At 71.3% G+C, this 19,583-nt stretch carries 19 protein-coding genes and 1 pseudogene; 15 read left to right on the top strand and 5 right to left on the bottom strand.

Features of this window, described 5'->3' with window-relative positions:
* The first annotated feature begins 87 nt into the window (after nucleotides 1–87).
* The 5 genes from PV682_RS07035 (at nucleotide 88) to PV682_RS07055 (ending at nucleotide 5,324) form a co-directional block, all read left to right on the top strand.
* Complete coding sequence (locus PV682_RS07035; protein WP_055722345.1) at nucleotides 88–327, top strand: hypothetical protein; 240 nt, start codon at nucleotides 88–90, stop codon at nucleotides 325–327.
* A gap of 37 nt (nucleotides 328–364) precedes the next feature.
* On the top strand, nucleotides 365–1,705 hold the full coding sequence (locus PV682_RS07040) for an NYN domain-containing protein (RefSeq protein ID WP_319725144.1): 1,341 nt from the start codon (nucleotides 365–367) through the stop codon (nucleotides 1,703–1,705).
* Between the two features lie 164 nt (nucleotides 1,706–1,869).
* Complete coding sequence (locus PV682_RS07045; protein WP_319725146.1) at nucleotides 1,870–2,910, top strand: C40 family peptidase; 1,041 nt, start codon at nucleotides 1,870–1,872, stop codon at nucleotides 2,908–2,910.
* A gap of 209 nt (nucleotides 2,911–3,119) precedes the next feature.
* Nucleotides 3,120–4,139, top strand: coding sequence for a C40 family peptidase (locus tag PV682_RS07050; protein ID WP_319725148.1), 1,020 nt, complete (start codon nucleotides 3,120–3,122; stop codon nucleotides 4,137–4,139).
* A gap of 45 nt (nucleotides 4,140–4,184) precedes the next feature.
* Nucleotides 4,185–5,324 (top strand): hypothetical protein, encoded by a 1,140-nt coding sequence (locus tag PV682_RS07055; RefSeq protein ID WP_319725150.1) that lies wholly within the window; start codon nucleotides 4,185–4,187, stop codon nucleotides 5,322–5,324.
* Between the two features lie 55 nt (nucleotides 5,325–5,379).
* On the opposite strand, the gene PV682_RS07060 is transcribed toward PV682_RS07055, so the two are convergent.
* Entirely contained in the window at nucleotides 5,380–5,565 is a 186-nt protein-coding gene (locus PV682_RS07060) for a hypothetical protein (protein WP_319725152.1), read from the bottom strand.
* Here PV682_RS07060 and PV682_RS07065 point away from each other — a divergent pair.
* Nucleotides 5,541–6,299 (top strand): annotated as a pseudogene (locus PV682_RS07065) (MATE family efflux transporter); the annotation flags it as partial. The gene PV682_RS07060 and the pseudogene PV682_RS07065 sit on opposite strands and share 25 nt — an antisense overlap.
* Here the strand turns inward: PV682_RS07065 and PV682_RS07070 are convergent.
* Nucleotides 6,205–7,416 (bottom strand): glycosyltransferase 87 family protein, encoded by a 1,212-nt coding sequence (locus PV682_RS07070; RefSeq protein ID WP_319725154.1) that lies wholly within the window; start codon nucleotides 7,414–7,416, stop codon nucleotides 6,205–6,207. The pseudogene PV682_RS07065 and the gene PV682_RS07070 overlap by 95 nt on opposite strands.
* A 120-nt stretch (nucleotides 7,417–7,536) precedes the next feature.
* On the opposite strand from PV682_RS07070, the gene PV682_RS07075 reads away from it, so the two are divergent.
* Both PV682_RS07075 and PV682_RS07080 read left to right on the top strand, forming a co-directional pair.
* A complete protein-coding gene (locus PV682_RS07075) occupies nucleotides 7,537–8,679 on the top strand; it encodes a glycosyltransferase family 4 protein (RefSeq protein WP_319725156.1) in 1,143 nt (380 codons plus the stop codon).
* Between the two features lie 32 nt (nucleotides 8,680–8,711).
* Complete coding sequence (locus PV682_RS07080; RefSeq protein WP_456154969.1) at nucleotides 8,712–10,343, top strand: GMC oxidoreductase; 1,632 nt, start codon at nucleotides 8,712–8,714, stop codon at nucleotides 10,341–10,343.
* Between the two features lie 19 nt (nucleotides 10,344–10,362).
* On the opposite strand, the gene PV682_RS07085 is transcribed toward PV682_RS07080, so the two are convergent.
* Complete coding sequence (locus tag PV682_RS07085) at nucleotides 10,363–12,159, bottom strand: AMP-dependent synthetase/ligase (RefSeq protein ID WP_319725157.1); 1,797 nt, start codon at nucleotides 12,157–12,159, stop codon at nucleotides 10,363–10,365.
* A gap of 276 nt (nucleotides 12,160–12,435) precedes the next feature.
* On the opposite strand from PV682_RS07085, the gene PV682_RS07090 reads away from it, so the two are divergent.
* The 6 genes from PV682_RS07090 (at nucleotide 12,436) to PV682_RS07115 (ending at nucleotide 17,286) form a co-directional block, all read left to right on the top strand.
* Nucleotides 12,436–13,191, top strand: a complete 756-nt coding sequence (locus PV682_RS07090) for a metallophosphoesterase family protein (protein WP_319725605.1) — start codon at nucleotides 12,436–12,438, stop codon at nucleotides 13,189–13,191.
* Nucleotides 13,192–13,276: 85 nt separating this feature from the next.
* Complete coding sequence (locus PV682_RS07095; protein ID WP_319725158.1) at nucleotides 13,277–13,711, top strand: SRPBCC family protein; 435 nt, start codon at nucleotides 13,277–13,279, stop codon at nucleotides 13,709–13,711.
* Nucleotides 13,712–13,773: 62 nt separating this feature from the next.
* Complete coding sequence (locus tag PV682_RS07100) at nucleotides 13,774–14,916, top strand: ArsA family ATPase (RefSeq protein ID WP_319725160.1); 1,143 nt, start codon at nucleotides 13,774–13,776, stop codon at nucleotides 14,914–14,916.
* A 53-nt stretch (nucleotides 14,917–14,969) separates the two neighbouring features.
* Nucleotides 14,970–15,434 (top strand): DUF5304 domain-containing protein, encoded by a 465-nt coding sequence (locus PV682_RS07105; protein ID WP_319725162.1) that lies wholly within the window; start codon nucleotides 14,970–14,972, stop codon nucleotides 15,432–15,434.
* Nucleotides 15,435–15,489: 55 nt separating this feature from the next.
* Complete coding sequence (locus PV682_RS07110; protein ID WP_319725164.1) at nucleotides 15,490–16,443, top strand: ROK family glucokinase; 954 nt, start codon at nucleotides 15,490–15,492, stop codon at nucleotides 16,441–16,443.
* Between the two features lie 126 nt (nucleotides 16,444–16,569).
* A complete protein-coding gene (locus tag PV682_RS07115; RefSeq protein WP_319725166.1) occupies nucleotides 16,570–17,286 on the top strand; it encodes an endonuclease/exonuclease/phosphatase family protein in 717 nt (238 codons plus the stop codon).
* A gap of 5 nt (nucleotides 17,287–17,291) precedes the next feature.
* Here PV682_RS07115 and PV682_RS07120 read toward each other — a convergent pair whose 3' ends face one another.
* Both PV682_RS07120 and PV682_RS07125 read right to left on the bottom strand, forming a co-directional pair.
* On the bottom strand, nucleotides 17,292–17,894 hold the full coding sequence (locus PV682_RS07120) for a hypothetical protein (RefSeq protein ID WP_319725168.1): 603 nt from the start codon (nucleotides 17,892–17,894) through the stop codon (nucleotides 17,292–17,294).
* Nucleotides 17,887–18,672, bottom strand: coding sequence for an alpha/beta hydrolase (locus PV682_RS07125; RefSeq protein WP_319725170.1), 786 nt, complete (start codon nucleotides 18,670–18,672; stop codon nucleotides 17,887–17,889). Before PV682_RS07125 ends, PV682_RS07120 begins: the two co-directional genes overlap by 8 nt.
* A 152-nt stretch (nucleotides 18,673–18,824) precedes the next feature.
* Between PV682_RS07125 and PV682_RS07130 the strand changes: the two genes are divergently transcribed.
* A complete protein-coding gene (locus PV682_RS07130; protein ID WP_109363213.1) occupies nucleotides 18,825–19,577 on the top strand; it encodes a lysophospholipid acyltransferase family protein in 753 nt (250 codons plus the stop codon).
* Nucleotides 19,578–19,583: the final 6 nt, after the last annotated feature.

Consider the following 19,583-nt stretch of genomic DNA (forward strand, 5'->3'; position numbering starts at 1 on the left):
CGGGTCCCCGCCAGGCCGTAGGGTTACGGCCACACGCACCGGGGCACGCCCCCGGCGCACGGCCCAGAAAAGGAGCGGACGGTTCCGATGCCGGTTACCCTGCCGACCGCCACCACCCGGTGGCGCTGCACCCTCTGCGGAAACCTCACCCGGTTCGACGTGACCCGTTCCTCGAAGGTCGTCGAGTACGTCCACCTCGACCTGGCCGGAGAGCCGAAGGTCGAGGAGCGCGAGGTGGTCAGTGAGACCATCGAGTCGGTGCGCTGCCGCTGGTGCAACGCAGTCGATTCGGTGGAACTCGTGGACAGGCCGGGCGCCGACTCCTGAGAGGGAGCGGCCCCGCACGGCAAGTGGGGTGTGACGGATGGCGGAGACCACGGGCGAGCCGGGCGACGGCGCCGCCGAGGTGCTCGACCGCCCCCTGCCCGACGGGGTGCGCCGCAGGGTCGTGCAGATCGTGTCGGACGGCTTCGGCGGCCTGACCCTCGGCGAACTGCCCGCACAGCTGCGGCAGTACGCCCGGTTCGCGCCGAACCGCCGGACCAAGTTCGCCGGCAACGCGATGGCCTCAGCGCTGGAGACCGACGCGCTGTTCCGCCAGCGCATCGGGGAGAAGCTCAGAGAGGCCCAGCCGGAACTCACCGGCGCCCTCGACTCCGGTTCGCCGCCCCCGGCCGCCGACCCGCTGGACGTGGCGGCGGCGGCCTACGTGCTGCGCCCCACCGGCTGGGTCAAGCTCGTCACCGCCGCCGGCGAGGAGGCCCAGCGCGCCGACGCCGAACGCGCCGACGAGGAGAGCCGCGCCGAACTGGAGCGCCTGCGCGCGGAGTTGGCGCACGCCCAGGGCCAGGTCAAGACCGAGACCGAGCGCCTGCGCCAGGAACTCGACGCCGCCCGGCGGGAGGCGGAGGCCGCGCACCGCAAGCTGCGCTCCGCCCTCAGCGACGTCAAGCGCGGCGAGGCCGCCCAGCGCAAGCTCCAGGGCGAGATCGAGGCCGTACGCGCCGAGGCGGGCACCCAGGTCTCCGCCGCCGAGAGCGAGACGCGGCGCCTCAAGGCGCGGCTCGGCGAGGTCGAGGCCGCCCTGGAGGCCAGCCGCCGCGCCGCCCGCGAGGGCCGCAGCGTCGAGGACATGCGCGTACGGCTCCTGCTGGACACCGTCCTCGAAGCCACCCAGGGCCTGCGCCGCGAACTCGCCCTGCCCCCCGTCTCCGTACGGCCCGCCGAGACCGTCGACGCCGTCGAACCCGGCCGGATGACGCCGAAGGACATCGCCGCGCGCGCCCTGTCGGAGCACGATCCGGCCATTCTCGATCAGCTGCTCGCGCTGCCCCAGGCGCACCTGGTGGTCGACGGCTACAACGTCACCAAGACCGGCTACCCCCAGATGCCGCTGGAGAAGCAGCGGCTGCGCCTGCTCGGCCAGCTCTCCGCGCTCGCCGCGCAGACCGGCGCCGAGGTGACCTGCGTCTTCGACGGCGCCGAACTCGCCGCGCCCGTCCTGCTCGCACCGCCCCGGGGCGTCCGCGTCCTGTTCTCGAAACCCGGCGTCACCGCCGACGAACTCATCCGCCAGCTGGTGCGCGCCGAGCCGCCCGGCAGACCCGTCATCGTCGCCTCCACCGACCGGGAGGTGGCCGACGGCGTCGCCAAGGCCGGGGCGCGGCCGGTGGCTTCGGCGATGCTGCTGAAGCGGCTGTCCTGAGCCCGCTGCCTGTACGCAGGGTCAAGTCGGCGTCACTGCTTGTTGGTTGAAGGCAAATTATGCGTTGCGCGACCGCTTTTTTACGCCACGGGATTTGAACTGATCACACTTGTGTCACTAGGGTCACGGTTCGAACCTCCGCGCGAGAGAAGGAGCCCGTCTCCGTGGCGTCCCACCGTCGACCCAAGCCGCCGTCCCGCACCCGCGTGACGCTGCTGACCACCGCGGCTGCCGCGGCCGTCGCCCTCAGCGCCAACTCCGCGAACGCGGCACCGAGCGAGAAGCCGACGAAGGACGAGGTCAAGTCGAAGGTCGACAAGCTCTACGAGGAGGCCGAGCAGGCCACCGAGGCCATGAACGGCGCCGAGGAGAAGGCGGGGAAGCTCCAGAAGGAGATCTCCACCATCCAGGACAACGTCGCCCGTGGCCAGGACGAGCTGAACAAGCTGCGCGACTCCATAGGCCTGGCGGCTGCCGCCCAGTACCGCACGGGGAACATCGACGCCTCCGTCCAGCTCTTCCTCTCCTCCGACCCGGACAGCTTCCTGGACCGCGCCTCCACCCAGGACCAGCTCAGCGCCCAGCAGGTCGAGGCGCTGAAGAAGATCCAGGAGAAGCAGCGCCAGCTCGCCCAGCAGCGCGCCGAAGCCTCCGAGAAGCTCGCCGACCTCTCCTCGACCCGCGCCCAGCTCGCCAAGAAGAAGCGCGAGGTGCAGGGCAAGCTCTCCGACGCGCAGAAGCTCCTCAACTCCCTCACCGCCGCCGAGAAGGCCGCGCTGAACGAGCAGGAGACCCGCGCCAGCCGGGACGCCGGTGAGCGCGTCGACCTCGGGAACGTCCCCGCCGGGTCCGGCCGCGCCGCCGCCGCGTTCGCCGCCGCGCAGTCCCAGCTCGGCAAGCCGTACAGCTTCGGCACGGCCGGTATGGCCACGTTCGACTGCTCCGGGCTCACCTCCTGGGCCTACGCGCAGGCCGGCGTCACCATCCCGCGCACCTCCGAGTCCCAGGCCAACGCCGGGACCCGGATCTACAACGTCAACGACCTGCGCGTCGGCGACCTCGTGATCTTCTTCAACGACCTCCACCACGTCGCGCTGTACGCGGGCAACGACACCGTCATCCACGCGCCGCGCACCGGGACCGTCGTACGGTACGAGTCGATGAGCACCATCGGCGGGCCGTTCATGTTCGGCGTCCGCATCTGACGCCGCGAGCCGTGCGACACACCCCGACGCACAGCCCCCCGAACGAGTGGATTCCCGGCCTCCTCGCTGACCGTCCGTCCCGGCCATGACCTGCGTCTGGGCCGGGACGTCACCGTCCGTGTCCGGTCCGGGTCTTTGAGCACCCCCTTCCCCCGGGGCTACTGTCTGCCGCGTTTCCTCGTCCGTCAGCGGAAGGAGTGCGGCTTCCCGTGGGGTCCCATCGCAGCGTTGCACCGGCGTCCGGGTTCAACAGGGGGGCGGGTGCGGCGCTGTGCGCGCTGTCCGCCGCGGCGGCTGCCCTGGGGGTGGTCCCCGCCGCCCACGCCGCGCCCTCCGGCGACACCCGGGCCGAGGTCGACCGGCTGTACACCGAGGCCGAGCAGGCCACCGAGGCGTACAACAAGGCCGACGAGCGGGCCGACCGGCTGCGTCACGAGGTCAGCGGCGCGCAGGACGCCATCGCCAGGCAGCAGGAGCGGATCAACTCCATGCGGGAGCGGCTCGGCGCGCTCGCCGGGGCGCAGTACCGGGCCGGTGGGCTCGATCCCTCCATCGCGCTCCTCTTCTCCGACGATCCCGACGAGTACCTCGACAAGGCCGCCACCCTCGACCGGCTCACCGTCCACCAGGCCGGGCAGCTGCGTGAACTCCAGTTCGCCATGCGGGAGCTGGCCCAGGAGCGGGCCGAGGCGGCCGGGAAGCTCGGGGAGCTGGAGAAGAGCCGCAGGGCCGTCGCGTCCCACAAACGGACGGTCGAACGGAAGCTCGCGCGGGCCCGGGAGCTGCTGAACGCCCTCTCGCCGTCCGAACGCGCCGACTACGACCGTGTCTCCCGGTCCGGCCGCGAGGACATGCCCTTCCTCGGCGGCGGCCAGGCGTCCTCGGCCCGTGCCGCGGCGGCGGTGGCGGCGGCGCGCTCCGCGCTGGGGCGGCCCTACGTGTGGGGGGCCAGCGGGCCCTCCGGGTTCGACTGCTCCGGGCTCATGCAGTGGTCCTACGGCCAGGCGGGCGTCTCGCTGCCGCGGACCTCCCAGGCACAGGCCCATGCCGGGCGGCGGGTGCCGCTGTCGCAGGCCCAGCCGGGGGACATCGTGACCTATCGGTCCGACGCGAGCCATGTGGGCATGTACGTCGGGAACGGCCAGGTGATCCACGCGCCGTATCCGGGCGCGCCGGTCCGGTACGACCCGGTGGGGATGATGCCGGTGTCCTCGGTCACCAGGCCGTAGGCCCTGCGGATTCGCCTTCTTGCCGTCGCCCGTACGATCGTTCCGATGGCTGGTGCGAGGCGGGTGCTGTGGTCGGGGGCGATAGCCCTGTGTCTGCTTGCGGTGGGATGCAGCGGCGGCGGTGGGGGGAGTTCCACTCGGGCCGAGGTGCAGGCCGCTCTTGATCGGCGGGCCTCCGTGGTGCTGGGGCGGGAGGGGAACACGTACGACGTTCCGTTCGCGCAGTGGTCGTACCGGCTGGGGTCCGTCGACGCCGCCGGGGATCGGGCCACCGCCGATGTGCAGCTCAGTTATCGGGTCCAGGGGTACGACTCCGTGCCTGTCGTCGCCGAGCGGGTGGTGCGGCTGGGGCGGGACGCGGGGGGTGTGTGGTCGGTGGTGTCGGAGGGACCGGGGGACGGGGCCGGGGAGCAGCTGTGGGACCAGGGGCGGGTGAGTGTCGTGCGGGGGACGCACAGTCTGGTGCTGGGGGTGGGGGAGTCCGGCGACCGGCTGCGGAGCTTCGCCGATCTCGCCGACCGGGCCGTGCCCGCCGTGTCCGACGCCTGGGGGACCGGCTGGGCGCGGAAGGTCGTCGTCGTGGTGCCGGCCTCGCTGGAGGGCATGGCCGGGCTGCTGGGGTCGTCCGTCGACTCGTACCGGGGGATCGCGGCCGTCACCACCGGCGAGACCGGGGGGCGTGCGCCCGCCGACCGGATCGTCGTCAACCCGGAGGCGTACGGGATGCTCGGCGAGGTCGGCCGGCAGGTCGTGCTCACGCACGAGACCACCCACGTCGCGACCCGCGCCCACACCAACGCGGCGACCCCCCTGTGGCTGTCCGAGGGGTACGCGGACTGGGTCGGGTACCGGGGGACCGACCGTACGCCGGACCAGGCCGCCCCCGAGCTCCAGAGCGCCGTCGACGAAGGCCACGTTCCCGCCGCGCTGCCCGCCGACTCCGACTTCGGCTTCGGCGGCGACGCCACCCGTCTGGCCCAGGCGTACGAGGGCGGCTGGCTGGCGTGCCGGATGATCGCCGGGCGGTGGGGTGAGGAGAGGCTCGACGCGTTCTACAAGGCCGTCGGGGCCCACGGAAAGCGGGCCGGGGCGGTGGAAGGGGCCCTGGGGAGCGTCCTGGGGGTGACGCTGGAGGAGTTCACGCAGGACTGGCGGACGTACGTGAAGGAACAACTGGCGAGCTGAGTCGCACGCCCCTTGCGCACGCCGCTTGGTACGCCCCTCCGTACGCCGCTGAAGCTCACGCCCCTCCCAACTCCCCCAGCGCCTCCCGCAGCCACCCCCTCTCCGCCTCCCTCGTAGCCCGCGCCACCCTCAGCATCCCCGAACGGAACAGATCCCCGGTGTCCTCGGCCCGCACCCCCACCTCACCCTCGTAGAAGAAGCTCGTCGGCACCTCCAGGAACTCCAGCCGCCGGCGCGTCAACCGTGCTGTGCCGGTGTGTGGCGCTCGGGGCGGGGCTGGTCGTCCTGCGCCGCAAGGCCCCCTCGGGGGCGGGTGCCGCACCCCGGCGCGTTCTCGCCGTAGGGCTCCCCATGGCCCTCGACTTCACCGTCCGGCAGACCGGCGGCCTCGTCCTCGTCGCCGTCGTCGCGCGGATCGGGGTGACGGCGGTGGCCGCGTACGGGATCGCGTACAAGGTGCTGTACGTCGCGACGATGGCGTTCTACGCGGTACGGCAGGCCGCCGCGATCCACACGGCGTACACCGGTGAGGCGAGGGCGACCGGGCGGGCGGCGGTGAAGGTCGCCGGAGCGGTGGGGGTCGTGGCCGCTGGGGTGTTCGCGGTCGGGGCGCCCTGGATCATGGCCGCGTTCGGGGCGGGGGAGGAGGTCGCGGCGGACGGTGTTCTGTTCCTGCGCTGCGTCGGGCCGTACCTCGTGCTGATGGCCGGGGTCATCGCGCTGGGCGGGGTGTTCGAGGCGGGCGGGGGCGGGACCGTGGGGGTGACTGTCGTTGGGACGGCCGTTCAACTGCCCTTGGTGTACGGGCTGTCGGGGTTCGGGCTGGCCGGCGTCTGTGCCGCGCTGGCCGGGGCGATGGCCGTGCAGGGGGGTCTGTTGTTCAGGAGGGGACTTTCGCTCGGGTCGGCTGGGCCGGGAGCGGGAGTGGCTTTGGGCGGGGTGAGGTCGAGCGCCACAGGCGGGCGCAGGCGGTGAGGGCGGCGGTGATGAGGAGGCCGTTGCGGATGAGGAGGAGGGCGATGCCGAGGGGGGTGCTCTCGACGACGTCGTCGAAACGGACCGGGAACTCGGCCACCGTGACGCCCGCCGCGACCAGCGTCAGTGTCGCCGGGAGGCCCATGCGGCTGCCCCGGAAGCAGAGGCAGACGGCCGCCGTACCGATCAGCCAGACCAGGTACTGCGGGCTGATCACCCGGCTGGACAGCGTGAAGAGGAGGACGGCGGTGAAGGCCGCGTCCGCCGGGGTGTGGACCGAGTAGCGGCGGGCCATGAGCCGCCACAGCAGGAGCCAGCCGAAGGCCACGGACGTCAGGAACAGGGCGGCCGTGCTCACCGCTTCGACGCCGGGGCCGGTGAACTCCAGGGAGCCGTAGACGAAGCGGACCTCGCCGTGCCAGCCGAAGTGCCGGGCCACGTGGAAGACCAGCGCGCCCAGCGACTCGACCTCCGTGCCCCGGTCGCGCTGGGAGGTGACGAAGGAGAAGGCGCCGGGGACGAAGGCGCTCGCGGCGAGGAGGAGGGCGGTGGTGAGGGCTGCCGCGAGCCATGTCCCGCGCCGGGCGACCCCGGCCAGCAGCAGGGCCGGCCACACCTTCAGGAGGGCGCCGAAGCCGATCAGCGCGCCCATCACGCGGGGGCGCCGGGCGCCCGCGACGAGGGCGGCCACCGCCACGGCGGTCACCAGGATGTCGTACCGCGAGTAGACCGTCGGGCCGAGGAGGGGGACGCCGGCGACCCACACCCACACGCCTCTCCGGGTGCGGCCGGGGCGGTGCGCGGCGTTCAGGAGCAGCGTCAGGACGGCCAGGTCGGCGGCGAAGGCCAGGAGGAAGAACGCGGACGCGTAGTCGAGGAACGGGAGCAGGGCGGGGGCGAGGATCGGGAGCGCGGCGGCGGGCGGGTACTGCCAGGTGACGTCGTGCGGGGGGAACGTGCCGGTGCGCAGGATCTCGTACCAGGCCCGGTAGATCACCGAGACGTCCGTCGTCACGTCGGGGCCCGGGAAGGGGAGGATCCCGTACACGGACAGGAGCAGGAACAGCCGGGTGACACCCCAGGTGACCAGCGGTCCGGTCAACGGCGTCGTCTTCACCTTTGCCCCTGTTCGTCCAGAATTCGTCCAAGATCGGCATGTGGGGCACATCCTGCACCGCGGGACTGTGGGAGAGCCACGAAGCGGGGCCGGGGAGCCGGTCCGTTACAGTCGGCCGCGATGCACAAGACCCTCATCGTGACCAACGACTTCCCGCCCCGGCCCGGTGGCATCCAGGCGTTCCTCCACAACATGGCGCTGCGTCTCGACCCCGCCGACCTCGTCGTCTACGCGTCCACGTGGAAGCGTGGCCGCGAGGGCGTCGAGGCGACCGCCGCCTTCGACGCCGAGCAGCCCTTCACGGTCGTCCGGGACCGTACGACGATGCTGCTGCCGACGCCGGGGGCGACGCGGCGGGCGGTGTCGTTGCTGCGCGAGCACGGGTGCACGTCCGTGTGGTTCGGCGCGGCGGCTCCGCTGGGCCTGATGGCGCCGGCGCTGCGGAGGGCGGGCGCGCGCAGGCTCGTCGCCACGACCCACGGGCACGAGGCGGGGTGGGCCCAACTGCCGGTCGCCCGGGGGCTGTTGCGGCGGATCGGGGACGCGACGGACACGGTCACCTATCTGGGCGAGTACACGCGGTCGCGGATCGCCGGGGCGCTGTCGGCGGAGGCGGCGGCGCGGATGGTCCAACTGCCGCCGGGGGTGGACGAGAAGACGTTCCATCCGGGGTCGGGGGGGACGGAGGTCCGGGCACGGCTCGGGCTGACGGACCGTCCGGTCGTGGTGTGCGTGTCGCGGCTCGTGCCGCGCAAGGGCCAGGACACGCTGATCAGGGCGATGCCGGGCATCCTGAAGGCCGAGCCGGAGGCGGTGCTGCTGATCGTGGGGGGCGGCCCCTACGCGGGCGAGCTGCGAAAGCTGGCCCGGGAGACGGGAGTCGAGGACTCGGTGCGCTTCACGGGTTCCGTCCCGTGGGAGGAACTGCCCGCCCACTACGGCGCCGGGGACGTCTTCGCGATGCCGTGCCGGACGCGGCGGGGCGGCCTCGACGTCGAGGGCCTGGGGATCGTGTACCTGGAGGCGTCGGCGACGGGACTGCCCGTGGTGGCGGGGGACTCGGGGGGCGCGCCGGACGCGGTCCTGGACGGTGAGACCGGCTGGGTCGTACGCGGCGAGTCGGTCGAGGAGACGGCCGAGCGGATCGTCACGCTGCTGGGTGACGGGGAGTTGAGGCGGCGGATGGGGGAGCGGGGGCGCAAGTGGGTCGAGGAGAAGTGGCGTTGGGACCTCTTGGCGGAAAAGTTGAGGACGCTTCTCTAGCAGGAACCCGCCATTCCCCCCATGCTCCGCATATGACAGCACATCTGACGCAACGTCAGCTCAGTAGACGCCAGATCCTCGGCATGGCCGCCCTCCAGACGGCCGCCACTCTCGGCCTCACCCGCATCTCCCTCCAGTCCGCGCACGCCGAAGAACCCGAGGCCATCGACAACTCCCCGGCGATCGTGGTCGGTTCGGGCTACGGCGGAGCGGTCGCCGCGCTGCGGCTCGCGCAGGCCGGCATCCGTACCCTCGTCCTCGAAATGGGCCGCGCCTGGAACACGGCCGGAGCGGACGGCAAGGTCTTCTGCAACACGGCGAATCCGGACAAGCGCTCGATGTGGTTCAGGACCCGCACTGAGGCCCCCCTCGCGAGCTTCCTGTGGCTGGATGTCGTGAACAGGGACATCACCTCCTACCCCGGAGTCCTGGACCGCGTGAAGTTCGCGGACATGTCGGTGTACGTCGGCAGAGGCGTCGGCGGCGGCTCCCTCGTGAACGGCTCCATGGCGGTCACCCCCGACCGGGCGTACTTCACCGAGCAGTTCCCCACGGTCGACGCGACGGAGATGTACGGCACGTACTTCCCGAGGGCCCGCCGGATGCTCGGCGTCAACACGATCGACCCGACCTGGTTCGAGTCGACGGAGTGGTACAGGTTCAGCCGCACATCGAGGAAGGCGGCGACGAACACGGGCCTCAGAACGACCTTCGTACCCAGCGTGTACGACTTCACGTACATGCGGAAGGAGGCCGCGGGCACGGCGACGAAGTCGGCGCTGGGCCAGGAGGTCATCTACGGCAACAACCACGGCAAGCGCAGCCTCGACAAGACGTACCTCGCCTCCGCGCTCGGCACGGGCAACGTCACCATCCACACGATGGAGAAGGTCACCGCCATCAGCCGCGCGAGCGACGGGAGTTGGCTCCTCAGCACGGCCCGCATCGACGACACGGGCACGGTCGTCGAGACGAGACAGTACGGCTGCGCCTACCTCTTCCTCGGCGGCGGCAGCCTCGGCACCACCGAACTCCTCGTCAAGGCACGCCAGTCGGGCACCCTCCCCGCCCTGGACGCGAGCGTGGGCGCCGGCTGGGGCACCAACGGCAACGTCATGCTGGGCCGCGCCAACCACCTGTGGGACACGACCGGCGCCAACCAGTCCACGATGCCGGTCATGGGCATCGACGACTGGGCCAACACCGACAACCCGGTGTTCGCCGAAATGGCCCCGCTGCCCACGGGACTCGAGAACTGGGTGAGCCTCTACCTGGCGATCACGAAGAACCCGGAACGCGCGAGGCTGACGTACGACAACGGCGCGCTGGGCCTGAGTTGGAGCGCCGCCCAGAGCGCGGTGTCGGTGGCGATGGCGAAGAAGCTGTTCGACCGGATCAACGCGGCGAACGCGACGATCTACCGCTACGACCTGTTTGGCACGCCCAGCAAGGTCTTCGCGGACGACTTCTGCTACCACCCTCTGGGCGGCTGCGTGCTGGGGAAGGCGACCGACGACTACGGCCGCGTGAAGGGGTATTCACGCCTGTACGTCACCGACGGCTCGCTCGTGCCCGGCAACATCGGCGTGAACCCGTTCGTCACGATCACCGCGCTCGCCGAACGGACGATGGCGCGGGTCCTCGTGGAGGACACCGCGCCATGAACTGCCCTGAAGGGAAAGGCTACTTCGCGTACAGGGCCTCGATCTCGGCCGCGTAGTCCTTCGCCACCACGTTCCGCTTGAGCTTCAGCGAGGGCGTGAGGTGACCCGAGTCCTCCGTGAACTGGGAGGAGAGAATGCGGAACTTCCGCACCGATTCCGCTTTCGACACCGCGGCGTTGCCGTCGTCGACCGCCGTCTGGATCGCCGCGAGCAGATCCGGGTCGTCACGCAGCGACGCCGCGGTGGCGCCCGCCGGCTTGCCGTGCTCACTGGCCCAGCGGCCCAGGAACTCGTCGTCGATGGTGACGAGCGCCGCCACGAACGGCCGGCCGTCCCCGACGACCATGCACTCGGCGACCAGCGCGTGCGCCCGGATGCGGTCCTCGATCACCGCCGGGGCGACGTTCTTGCCGCCCGCCGTGACGATGATCTCCTTCTTGCGGCCGGTGATGGAGAGGTAGCCGTCCTCGTCGAGGGTGCCGATGTCCCCGGTGTGGAACCAGTTGTCGGCCAGCGCCTCGGCGGTCGCCGCCGGGTTGTTCCAGTACTCCTTGAAGAGGTGCTCGCCGTGCAGCAGCACCTCGCCGTCGTCCGCGATCCTGACGACCGAGCCGGGCAGCGGCTGGCCGACCGTACCGATCTTCTGCCGGTCCCACGGGTTGAACGCCGTCGCCGCGCAGGACTCGGTGAGGCCGTAGCCCTCCAGGACCGTGAAGCCGATGCCCCGGAAGAAGTGGCCGAGCCGCTCGCCGAGCGGGGCGCCGCCGGAGATCGCGTACTCGCCCCGGCCGCCCAGGACCGCGCGCAGCTTGTTGTAGACGAGCTTGTCGAACACCTTGTGCTTGATCTTCAGCCCGAGCGACGGACCCGACGGCAGGTCCAGGGCCTTGCTGTAGGCGATCGCCGTGTCGGCGGCCTTGTCGAAGATCGCGCCCTTGCCGTCGGCCTGCGCCTTCGCGCGCGCCGAGTTGTAGACCTTCTCGAAGACGCGCGGCACGCCCAGGATCAGCGTCGGCTTGAACGAGGCCAGCTCGTCCGTGAGGTTCTTGATGTCCGGGAGGTTGCCCAGCTTGATCGGCGCCATCATCGGCGCGATCTGCACGAGCCGCCCGAAGACGTGCGCCAGCGGCAGGAACAGCAGGACGCTGCACTCGCCGGTGCGGAACAGGGGGCGCAGCCGCTCGACGACGTTCCCGCACTCCGCGAAGAAGCTGCGGTGCGTGAGCACACAGCCCTTGGGTCTGCCGGTGGTCCCCGAGGTGTAGACGATCGTCGCCGGGTCGTCGGCCTTCGCCTGCGCGCTGCGCTCGTCGAGCGTCTCGTCCGTCACGTCCCGGCCGAGCCGGCCCAGCTCCTCGACGCCGCCCGCCTCGATCTGCCAGACGTGCTTCAGCTCCGGCAGCGACGCGCGCACCGACTCGACGGCCGCCGCGTGCGACTCCAGCTCGACGACGCAGGCCGTCGCGCCCGAGTCGGAGAGGATCCAGCCGATCTGCTCCGGCGAGCTGGTCTCGTACACCGGGACCGTGACCGCGCCTGCGCTCCAGATCGCGAAGTCCAGCAGCGTCCACTCGTACCGGGTGCGCGACATCAGGGCCACCCGGTCGCCCGGCCGGACCCCGGCCGCGATCAGGCCCTTCGCCGCGGCGTGCACCTCGGCGAGGAACTCCGTGGCCGTCACGTCCTGCCACGCGGTGCCCGCCTTGCGGGCGATCACGGCCACATCCGGGTGCTGCGCGGCGTTTCTGCGGACGATGTCGGTCAGATTCCCGTCCGCAGGGACCTCGTACAAAGCCGGAAGGCTGAACTCGCGCAAGACTGCTGCTCCTCATAGGGCGCCGGCGCCACGACGTCGTGCGATGCGACGGAACGGTCCAAGGCTCGGTGGACTGCCCGGACGTTACCGGTCGGTATGGCGACTTCGACAGGGGGTCCGGCTGAGATGTTCGCTGCGTCACACATCTTCGGTACTGCTCTGCGTACGGTAGTCCACAGACTTACTGACCGGCCAGTAACGGCGGTCGCGGACGTCACTGTTCACCCGCCGCGTCCCCGCCTACCCTTGATCGTCATGGCATCCACACGCATCCACGTGGTGAGTGACGTCCACGGCAACGCGCACGACCTCGCGCACGCCGGGGAGGGCGCCGACGCGCTCGTCTGTCTGGGCGACCTGATCCTCTTCCTCGACTACGCCGACCACTCGCGCGGCATCTTCCCCGACCTCTTCGGCGCCCAGAACGCCGCCCGGCTCGTCGCCCTGCGCACCGCCCGCCGCTTCGACGAGGCGCGTGACCTCGGCCGGCAGCTCTGGTCCACCGTCGACGGCGACCGCGCCACCGTCATCGAGGACGCCGTGCGCAGGCAGTACGCCGACCTCTTCGCCGCGTTCCCGACCCCGACGTACGCCACCTACGGCAACGTCGACATGCCCGCGCTCTGGAAGGAGTACGCCGCTCCCGGCACCACCGTCCTCGACGGCGAGGTCGCCGAGATCGGCGGCCGTACCTTCGGGTTCGTCGGCGGGGGCCTGCGCACGCCCATGAACACGCCCTTCGAGATCTCCGACGAGGAGTACGCCGCGAAGATCGAGGCACTCGGCGCCGTCGACGTCCTGTGCACGCACATCCCGCCGGAGGTGCCGGAGCTGGTGTACGACACCGTCGCGCGCCGCTTCGAGCGCGGGAGCCGCGCGCTGCTCGACGCCATCCGCCGCACCCGGCCCCGCTACTCCCTCTTCGGACACGTCCACCAGCCCCTCGCCCGGCGCATGCGGGTGGGCGCCACCGAATGCGTCAACGTCGGTCACTTCGCCGGGTCCGGGAAGCCCTGGGTCCTGGAGTGGTGAGGGGCGTGAAGTCGGCAGGTCATGCGCGCGGTAGCCTTCACGCGCAGCGACTAATCACCGGCCCGCATCTGGAGGAACCCCGGCGATGGCGGAACACACCAGTTCGAGCATCACGATCTCGGCGGCACCGGCCGACGTCATGGCGGTCATCGCCGACTTCGCGCGGTACCCGGACTGGACGGGTGAGGTGAAAGAGGCCGAGGTCCTCAAGTCCGACGCGTCCGGCCGCGCCGAGGAGGTCCGCCTCGTCATGGACGCGGGGGCCATCAAGGACGACCAGACGTTGGCGTACACCTGGACCGGCTCCAACGAGGTCTCCTGGACGCTGGTCAAGTCCCAGATGCTGCGCTCCCTGGACGGCTCGTACACGTTGAAGCCGGCGGGCGCCGGTTCGACCGAGGTCACCTACCGCCTCACGGTCGACGTCAAGATCCCGATGCTGGGCATGATCAAGCGCAAGGCCGAGAAGGTCATCATCGACCGGGCGCTGGCGGGGTTGAAGAAGAGGGTCGAGGGCTAGGAGTTTCGGGTGCGGGTTGTGGGTGGCCGGCAGCCGCAACTCAACCGTTAGCGTTGATCCTTATGCGCACTCTCTTGGTCACCGGTCCCGGCGGTGCCGGTCGTACGACCCTCGCTGCCGCTACCGCCCTCGCCGCCTCCCTCGACCGCACCCGGACCCTCGTCCTCAGTGCTGATCGCGGGGACAGCCTGGGAGCTGCGCTCGGAGTACCTACCGGGGACAAGCCCCTCGCCGTCAACGAGTTCCTCACCGCCTGGCGGCCCGATGCCTCGCTCGGTTTCCGGGAGGACCTTCTCCGGTTCCAGGAGAAGGCCACCGGCGCGCTTGACCTGCTCGGTGCCTCGCGGCTCGAAGCGGAGGAGATGACCTCCCTTCCCGGCGCCGAGGAACTCAACCTCCTGCGGGCGCTGCGGGATGCCGTCCTGTCCGAGCGGTTCGAACTGGTCGTCGTCGATCTGCCGGCCATCCCGCAGGCGCTCGCTCTGCTGGCCCTGCCCGAGGAGCTGCGGCGTTATGTCCGGCGGCTCCTTCCCGCCGAGCGGCAAGCCGCACGAGCCCTGCGCCCGGTGCTGGGGCGCCTCGCCGGGGTGCCGATGCCGGCGGAGTGGCTGTATGAGACGGCGAGTAAGTGGGACGGTGAACTCGCCGCCGTAGAGGCCGTGTTGGCGGACCCCCGGACCGGCGTACGGATCGTCGCCGAACCCGGCCCCGCGGGGGCCGACGCCGTGCGGGACGCCCTGCTGGGGCTCGCGCTCAGGCGGTTGCCCGTCGAGGCGCTGGTCGCCAACCGGGTCGTCCCGGACGAGGGCGGCCGGCTGACGGGTCTCGCCGCCCAGCAGCGCAAGACCCTGGACGAGTGGGGTGCGGTGATCGTCCCCCACCTCGGCGGAGACCCACGCGGCGTCGACGACCTCCGCGCCCTCGCCGTACCCCCGGTCGAACTGCCGGCGGCATCCGTCGAGTGGCCCGTGACCGAGCAGGACGACGTCTTCGTGTGGACGCTGCCCCTCCCCGGCGCCGTACGCGACGAACTGGACCTGATCCGGCGTGGGGACGAACTCGTCGTCACCGTCGGCCAGTTCAGGCGGATCGTCCCGCTGCCCTCCGCGCTGCGGCGCTGCACGGTCGAGGGCGCCTCGCTCAGGGACGGCGAGCTGAGGGTGCGGTTCGCGCCTGATCCGCGGTTGTGGCCGAAGGACCGGTGAAGGAGCGCGGCGCGTTCCGGTACCGTCGTAAGGACGAGCCGTAGGGAGACGTCATGAGCAGCGACGACAGTCAGGGACGTGAGGCGGTCGAGGAGACCCCGCGGGCGACGGACGCGGACGCCTGGGCCACCGCCTGCGAAGAGGACCTGGCCGCGGAGAAGGCCCGCCGCCGCGCCCAGTACGGACCGCCCCCCGGCTCGGCCGGCGAGGAACTCCGCAAGCTCTTCGACGCGGTCTCCGACAAGCTCGGCACCCTCAACTCCCCCCTCCTCGGCGCGGTCGCGGGCCCGGCCGCGCAGCAGGTCGTCCGCCAGGTCGTCCAGCAGGCGAAGGCCGTCGTCGAACCGGTCGTCGAACGCAACCCGGACGTCTTCGACCACCTCAGCGCGGCCGGCAACGAACTCCTCGCCGCGTACCGCTCGGCGGTCCAGCGCCAGGAGAACCGCTGGACCAAGAGTGACACCGGAGACGACAGGGACGAGGGCACGGGCCCGGGCCAGCGCATCGACGTCGACTGAGGGTCCCCTCCGGTACGGTGGCCCATAGCGGGGCTCGACCGAAACTGAGGGATTCATGGGACTCACCATCGGCGTCGACATCGGCGGCACGAAGATCGCGGCCGGCGTGGTCGACGAGGAAGGCACCATCCTGTCGACCCACAAGGTGCCGACCCCGGGCACGCCCGAAGGCATCGTGGACGCCATCGCCTCCGCCGTCGAGGGAGCGCGCGCCGGGCACGAGATCGTGGGCGTCGGCATCGGCGCCGCCGGTTACGTCAACCGCCAGCGCTCCACCGTGTACTTCGCGCCGAACATCGACTGGCGCAGCGAGCCGCTGAAGGAGAAGGTCGAGCAGCGCACCGGCCTCCCCGTCGTCGTCGAGAACGACGCGAACGCCGCGGCCTGGGGCGAGTACAAGTTCGGCGCGGGCAAGGGCCACCGCAACGTCATCTGCATCACCCTCGGCACGGGCCTGGGCGGCGGCATCATCATCGGCAACAAGCTCCGCCGCGGCCACTTCGGCGTCGCCGCCGAGTTCGGCCACATCCGCATGGTCCCCGACGGGCTGCTCTGCGGCTGCGGCTCCCAGGGCTGCTGGGAGCAGTACGCCTCCGGCCGCGCCCTCGTCCGCTACGCCAAGCAGCGCGCCAACGCGGCCCCCGAGAACGCGGAGATCCTCCTCGGCCTCGGCGACGGCTCGCCCGACGGCATCGAGGGCAAGCACATCTCGATGGCGGCGAGGCAGGGCGACCCGGTCGCCGTCGACTCCTACCGCGAGCTGGCCCGCTGGGTGGGCGCGGGCCTGGCCGACCTGGCGTCCCTCTTCGACCCGTCGGCGTTCATCATCGGCGGCGGCCTGTCGGACGAGGGCGAGCTGGTCCTCGACCCGATCCGCAAGTCGTACAAGCGCTGGCTGGTGGGCGGCAATTGGCGCCCGGTGGCGGACGTCCTGGCGGCGAGCCTGGGCAACGAGGCGGGCCTGGTAGGGGCGGCGGACCTGGCAAGGGAACCGGACCCGATCATGTAGGGATCGCGCTCAATCGGGCGCGAGGTCATTGCCGTTAGGGGCGCGGGGAACTGCGCGAGCAACCACACACAACCGGTACTCGCGCACTACCTCAGCGCCCCTCCCCTTTAGGCGTAAATTGACGCCATGCCCCTGCCCCCCACCATCCGCGTACTCACCTACAACATCCGCTCGATGAGGGACGACACCCCCGCACTCGCCCGCATCATCAAAGCAGCCACCCCCGACCTCGTCCTCCTCCAGGAAGCCCCCCGCTTCTTCCGCTGGCGCAAGAAACTCGCCCGCCTGGCAAGAGCCGCAGACCTGGTCGTCCTCACCGGCGGCGGCACAGCGGCGGGCCCGGCGATCCTCTGCTCCCTGCGCACGACGGTCGAGCGGACCGAGGACGTCCTCCTCCCCCTCACCACCGGCAACCACAGACGAGGCTTCGCGACAGCGATCGTCCGAATCGGCAACGCCCGCCTAGGAGTTCTCAGCACCCACCTCTCCCTGGACGAGGAGGAGCGCTACGACCAGACGGCCACCCTCCTCGACCGCCTGGCAGGGCTGGGCGTGGACCACGCGATCGCGGGCGGCGACATCAACGAACCCCCCACGGGCCGCTCGTTCCAACGCCTCGCGGAGACCCTCCAGGACACGTGGATGACGGCACCGTGGGGAACGGAACACACCTTCCCGGCGACCGAACCGAACAGCAGGATCGACGCCATCTTCACGACGAAGGGCATCGAAGTCCTCACGGCGGGCGTCCCGAAGGACTACCCCGGCATCACGGAGAACGACCTGAGGGCGGCCACGGACCACCTCCCGGTCCTGGCCACCCTCAGAATCCCCGGCAACTAGAGCAACTAGACGACCGCACCCCGCCCGGGATCGTCGTCCCCCTCCTCGTCCGTCCGCATCCGCATGACCAGCGTCGCGAACCCCCCGAGGAACCCGCCGATGCCGACCGTCGCGAGCCACCACGTCATGTCCCACCCGAGGAGCACGGCGATCAGCAGCAGCACCGGCCCCCCGACGACCGCGAGCCACGCGAACTTCGCGGTCGTGTCGGCCTCGGGCAGCGGCGGCGGCTCGGGGGGCACGAAGTGCCCTTCGTCGTCCTCGCCGAGGTCGTCGTCCTTGGGCTCGGCCAGCGAGTAGTCGCGCGGCCCGGCCACGACGCCGGGCGCGAACGTCACGGAACCGCCGAGCGGCTTGTCGGCCGGCGGTTCGGCGGCCGGCTTCTCCCCGGCCCCGGAATCGGCCTCGGCGGCCGGCGCGTCGTCGTTGGCCTGCGCCTCCAGCAGCGCCAGATCCTCCACCGACTTGAACGGCTTCGCCCCCGGCGGATCCTTGGGCTCGTCCCCGTACCCGGCGACGATGGCGGCCCACGCGGCCTCCTCGTCGAACGGGACGTGCTGGTCCTCCGGCTCTGCGTTGTCCTCGCGGTCGGAGTCGTGCTCAGCCACCTGCCGTCGTCCCTTCCTCAGCGACACCCCTGTCGGCTGCGAGCCGGTCGATGAACGCGATGCTCTCCTCGACGACACGGTCCGCGTCGTGGTCCAACGTCGCGACGTGGTAGCTCTGTTCCAACACGACCTCGCGTACGTCCAACGACGAGATCCGGCTCAGGATCCGCGCGGAGTCCGCCGAGGGGACCACATGGTCCACGGCCGAGCGCAGCAGCAGCACCGGCTGCGTCACCTGCGGCAGCTCGCCGTCCAGCTTGCGCAGCGCGCCGCGCAGGGAGTGCGCGCAGTGCAGCGGCACCCGGTCGTACCCGATCTCCTCGGCGCCCTCCTTCGCGATGTCGCTGGCGATGCCGGGGGTCGTACGGATCAGGTGGCGGGCCACCGGGAGGGCGTACGCGGCGAGGCCGTGCACCTTGTTCGCCGGGTTGACGACGACCACGCCGGCGATGTCCGCGCCGTGCTTCGCGGCGAGGCGCAGGGCGAGGGCGCCGCCCATGGAGAGGCCGGCGACGAACACCGTCGTACAGCGCTCGCGCAGGGCGCGCAGTTCGCGGTCCACCTCGGCGTACCAGTCGGGCCAGCCGGTCAGGGCCATGTCCTCCCAGCGCGTGCCGTGCCCGGGCAGCAGGGGCAGCGACACCGTGAGGCCGTGTTCCGCGAGGCGCCGGCCCCAAGGGCGCAGCGACTGCGGGGAACCGGTGAAGCCGTGGCAGAGCAGGACGCCGACCTCTCCGCCCTCGTGGCGGAACGGCTCTGCTCCGGGAAGGACCGGCACGTCGGTCTCCTCATCGGTCAAAAGGGCGGGACGTGTGGTTCACCGTACGCGACCGCACTGACACCGACCAGGGCCGTCGGCCTGTTGCGCACCGAGCCGGGTTAAGGTCTGTTCGACACAAAACAGGAGGCACTCGGTTGTTGTACGGCGCGATGAAGGTCGCTATCGGGGGACCGCTGAAGGTCACCTTCAGGCCCTGGGTGGAGGGCCTGGAGAACATCCCCGCCGAGGGGCCCGCGATCCTGGCGAGCAACCACCTCTCGTTCTCCGACTCGTTCTTCCTCCCGGCGGTCCTCGACCGCAAGGTGACGTTCATCGCGAAGGCCGAGTACTTCACCACCCCGGGCGTGAAGGGCCGGCTCACCGCCGCGTTCTTCAAGGGCGTCGGCCAGCTCCCGGTGGACCGCTCGGGCGCGCGCGGCGCCGGTGAGGCCGCGATCAGGAGCGGCATCGAGGTCCTGGAGCGCGGCGAGCTGTTCGGGATCTACCCCGAGGGCACCCGCTCGCCCGACGGCCGCCTCTACCGGGGCAAGCCCGGCGGCCTCGCCCGCGTCGCGCTCGCGACCGGCGCGCCCGTCATCCCCGTCGCGATGATCGACACGGAGAAGATCCAGCCGCCCGGCCAGGTCATGCCCAAGCTGATGCGCCCCGGCATCCGCATCGGCAAGCCCCTCGACTTCAGCCGCTACGACGGTATGGACCAGGACCGCTTCATCCTGCGCGCGATGACCGACGAGGTCATGTACGAGATCATGAAGCTCTCCGGCCAGGAGTACGTGGACATCTACGCCACCGCCGCCAAGCGGCAGCTCACCGAGGCGGCGAAGGCCGAGAAGGCCGCCAAGGCCGCGCTCGCGCAGGCCGAGAAGGAACAGGCCAAGAAGGAGAAGGCCGAAGAGGCTTAGGGTTTC

The organism is Streptomyces niveiscabiei, assembly GCF_033794345.1.
Lineage (GTDB): Bacteria > Actinomycetota > Actinomycetes > Streptomycetales > Streptomycetaceae > Streptomyces > Streptomyces niveiscabiei.

Bases quoted from the DNA above. Each gene is read 5' to 3' on its own strand.
- PV682_RS07035 (WP_055722345.1), top strand. From the start codon at position 88: ATGCCGGTTACCCTGCCGACCGCCACCACCCGGTGGCGCTGCACCCTC.
- PV682_RS07040 (WP_319725144.1), top strand. From the start codon at position 365: ATGGCGGAGACCACGGGCGAGCCGGGCGACGGCGCCGCCGAGGTGCTC.
- PV682_RS07055 (WP_319725150.1), top strand. From the start codon at position 4,185: ATGGCTGGTGCGAGGCGGGTGCTGTGGTCGGGGGCGATAGCCCTGTGT.
- PV682_RS07075 (WP_319725156.1), top strand. From the start codon at position 7,537: ATGCACAAGACCCTCATCGTGACCAACGACTTCCCGCCCCGGCCCGGT.
- PV682_RS07080 (WP_456154969.1), top strand. From the start codon at position 8,712: ATGACAGCACATCTGACGCAACGTCAGCTCAGTAGACGCCAGATCCTC.
- PV682_RS07095 (WP_319725158.1), top strand. From the start codon at position 13,277: ATGGCGGAACACACCAGTTCGAGCATCACGATCTCGGCGGCACCGGCC.
- PV682_RS07100 (WP_319725160.1), top strand. From the start codon at position 13,774: ATGCGCACTCTCTTGGTCACCGGTCCCGGCGGTGCCGGTCGTACGACC.
- PV682_RS07105 (WP_319725162.1), top strand. From the start codon at position 14,970: ATGAGCAGCGACGACAGTCAGGGACGTGAGGCGGTCGAGGAGACCCCG.
- PV682_RS07110 (WP_319725164.1), top strand. From the start codon at position 15,490: ATGGGACTCACCATCGGCGTCGACATCGGCGGCACGAAGATCGCGGCC.
- PV682_RS07115 (WP_319725166.1), top strand. From the start codon at position 16,570: ATGCCCCTGCCCCCCACCATCCGCGTACTCACCTACAACATCCGCTCG.
- PV682_RS07130 (WP_109363213.1), top strand. From the start codon at position 18,825: ATGAAGGTCGCTATCGGGGGACCGCTGAAGGTCACCTTCAGGCCCTGG.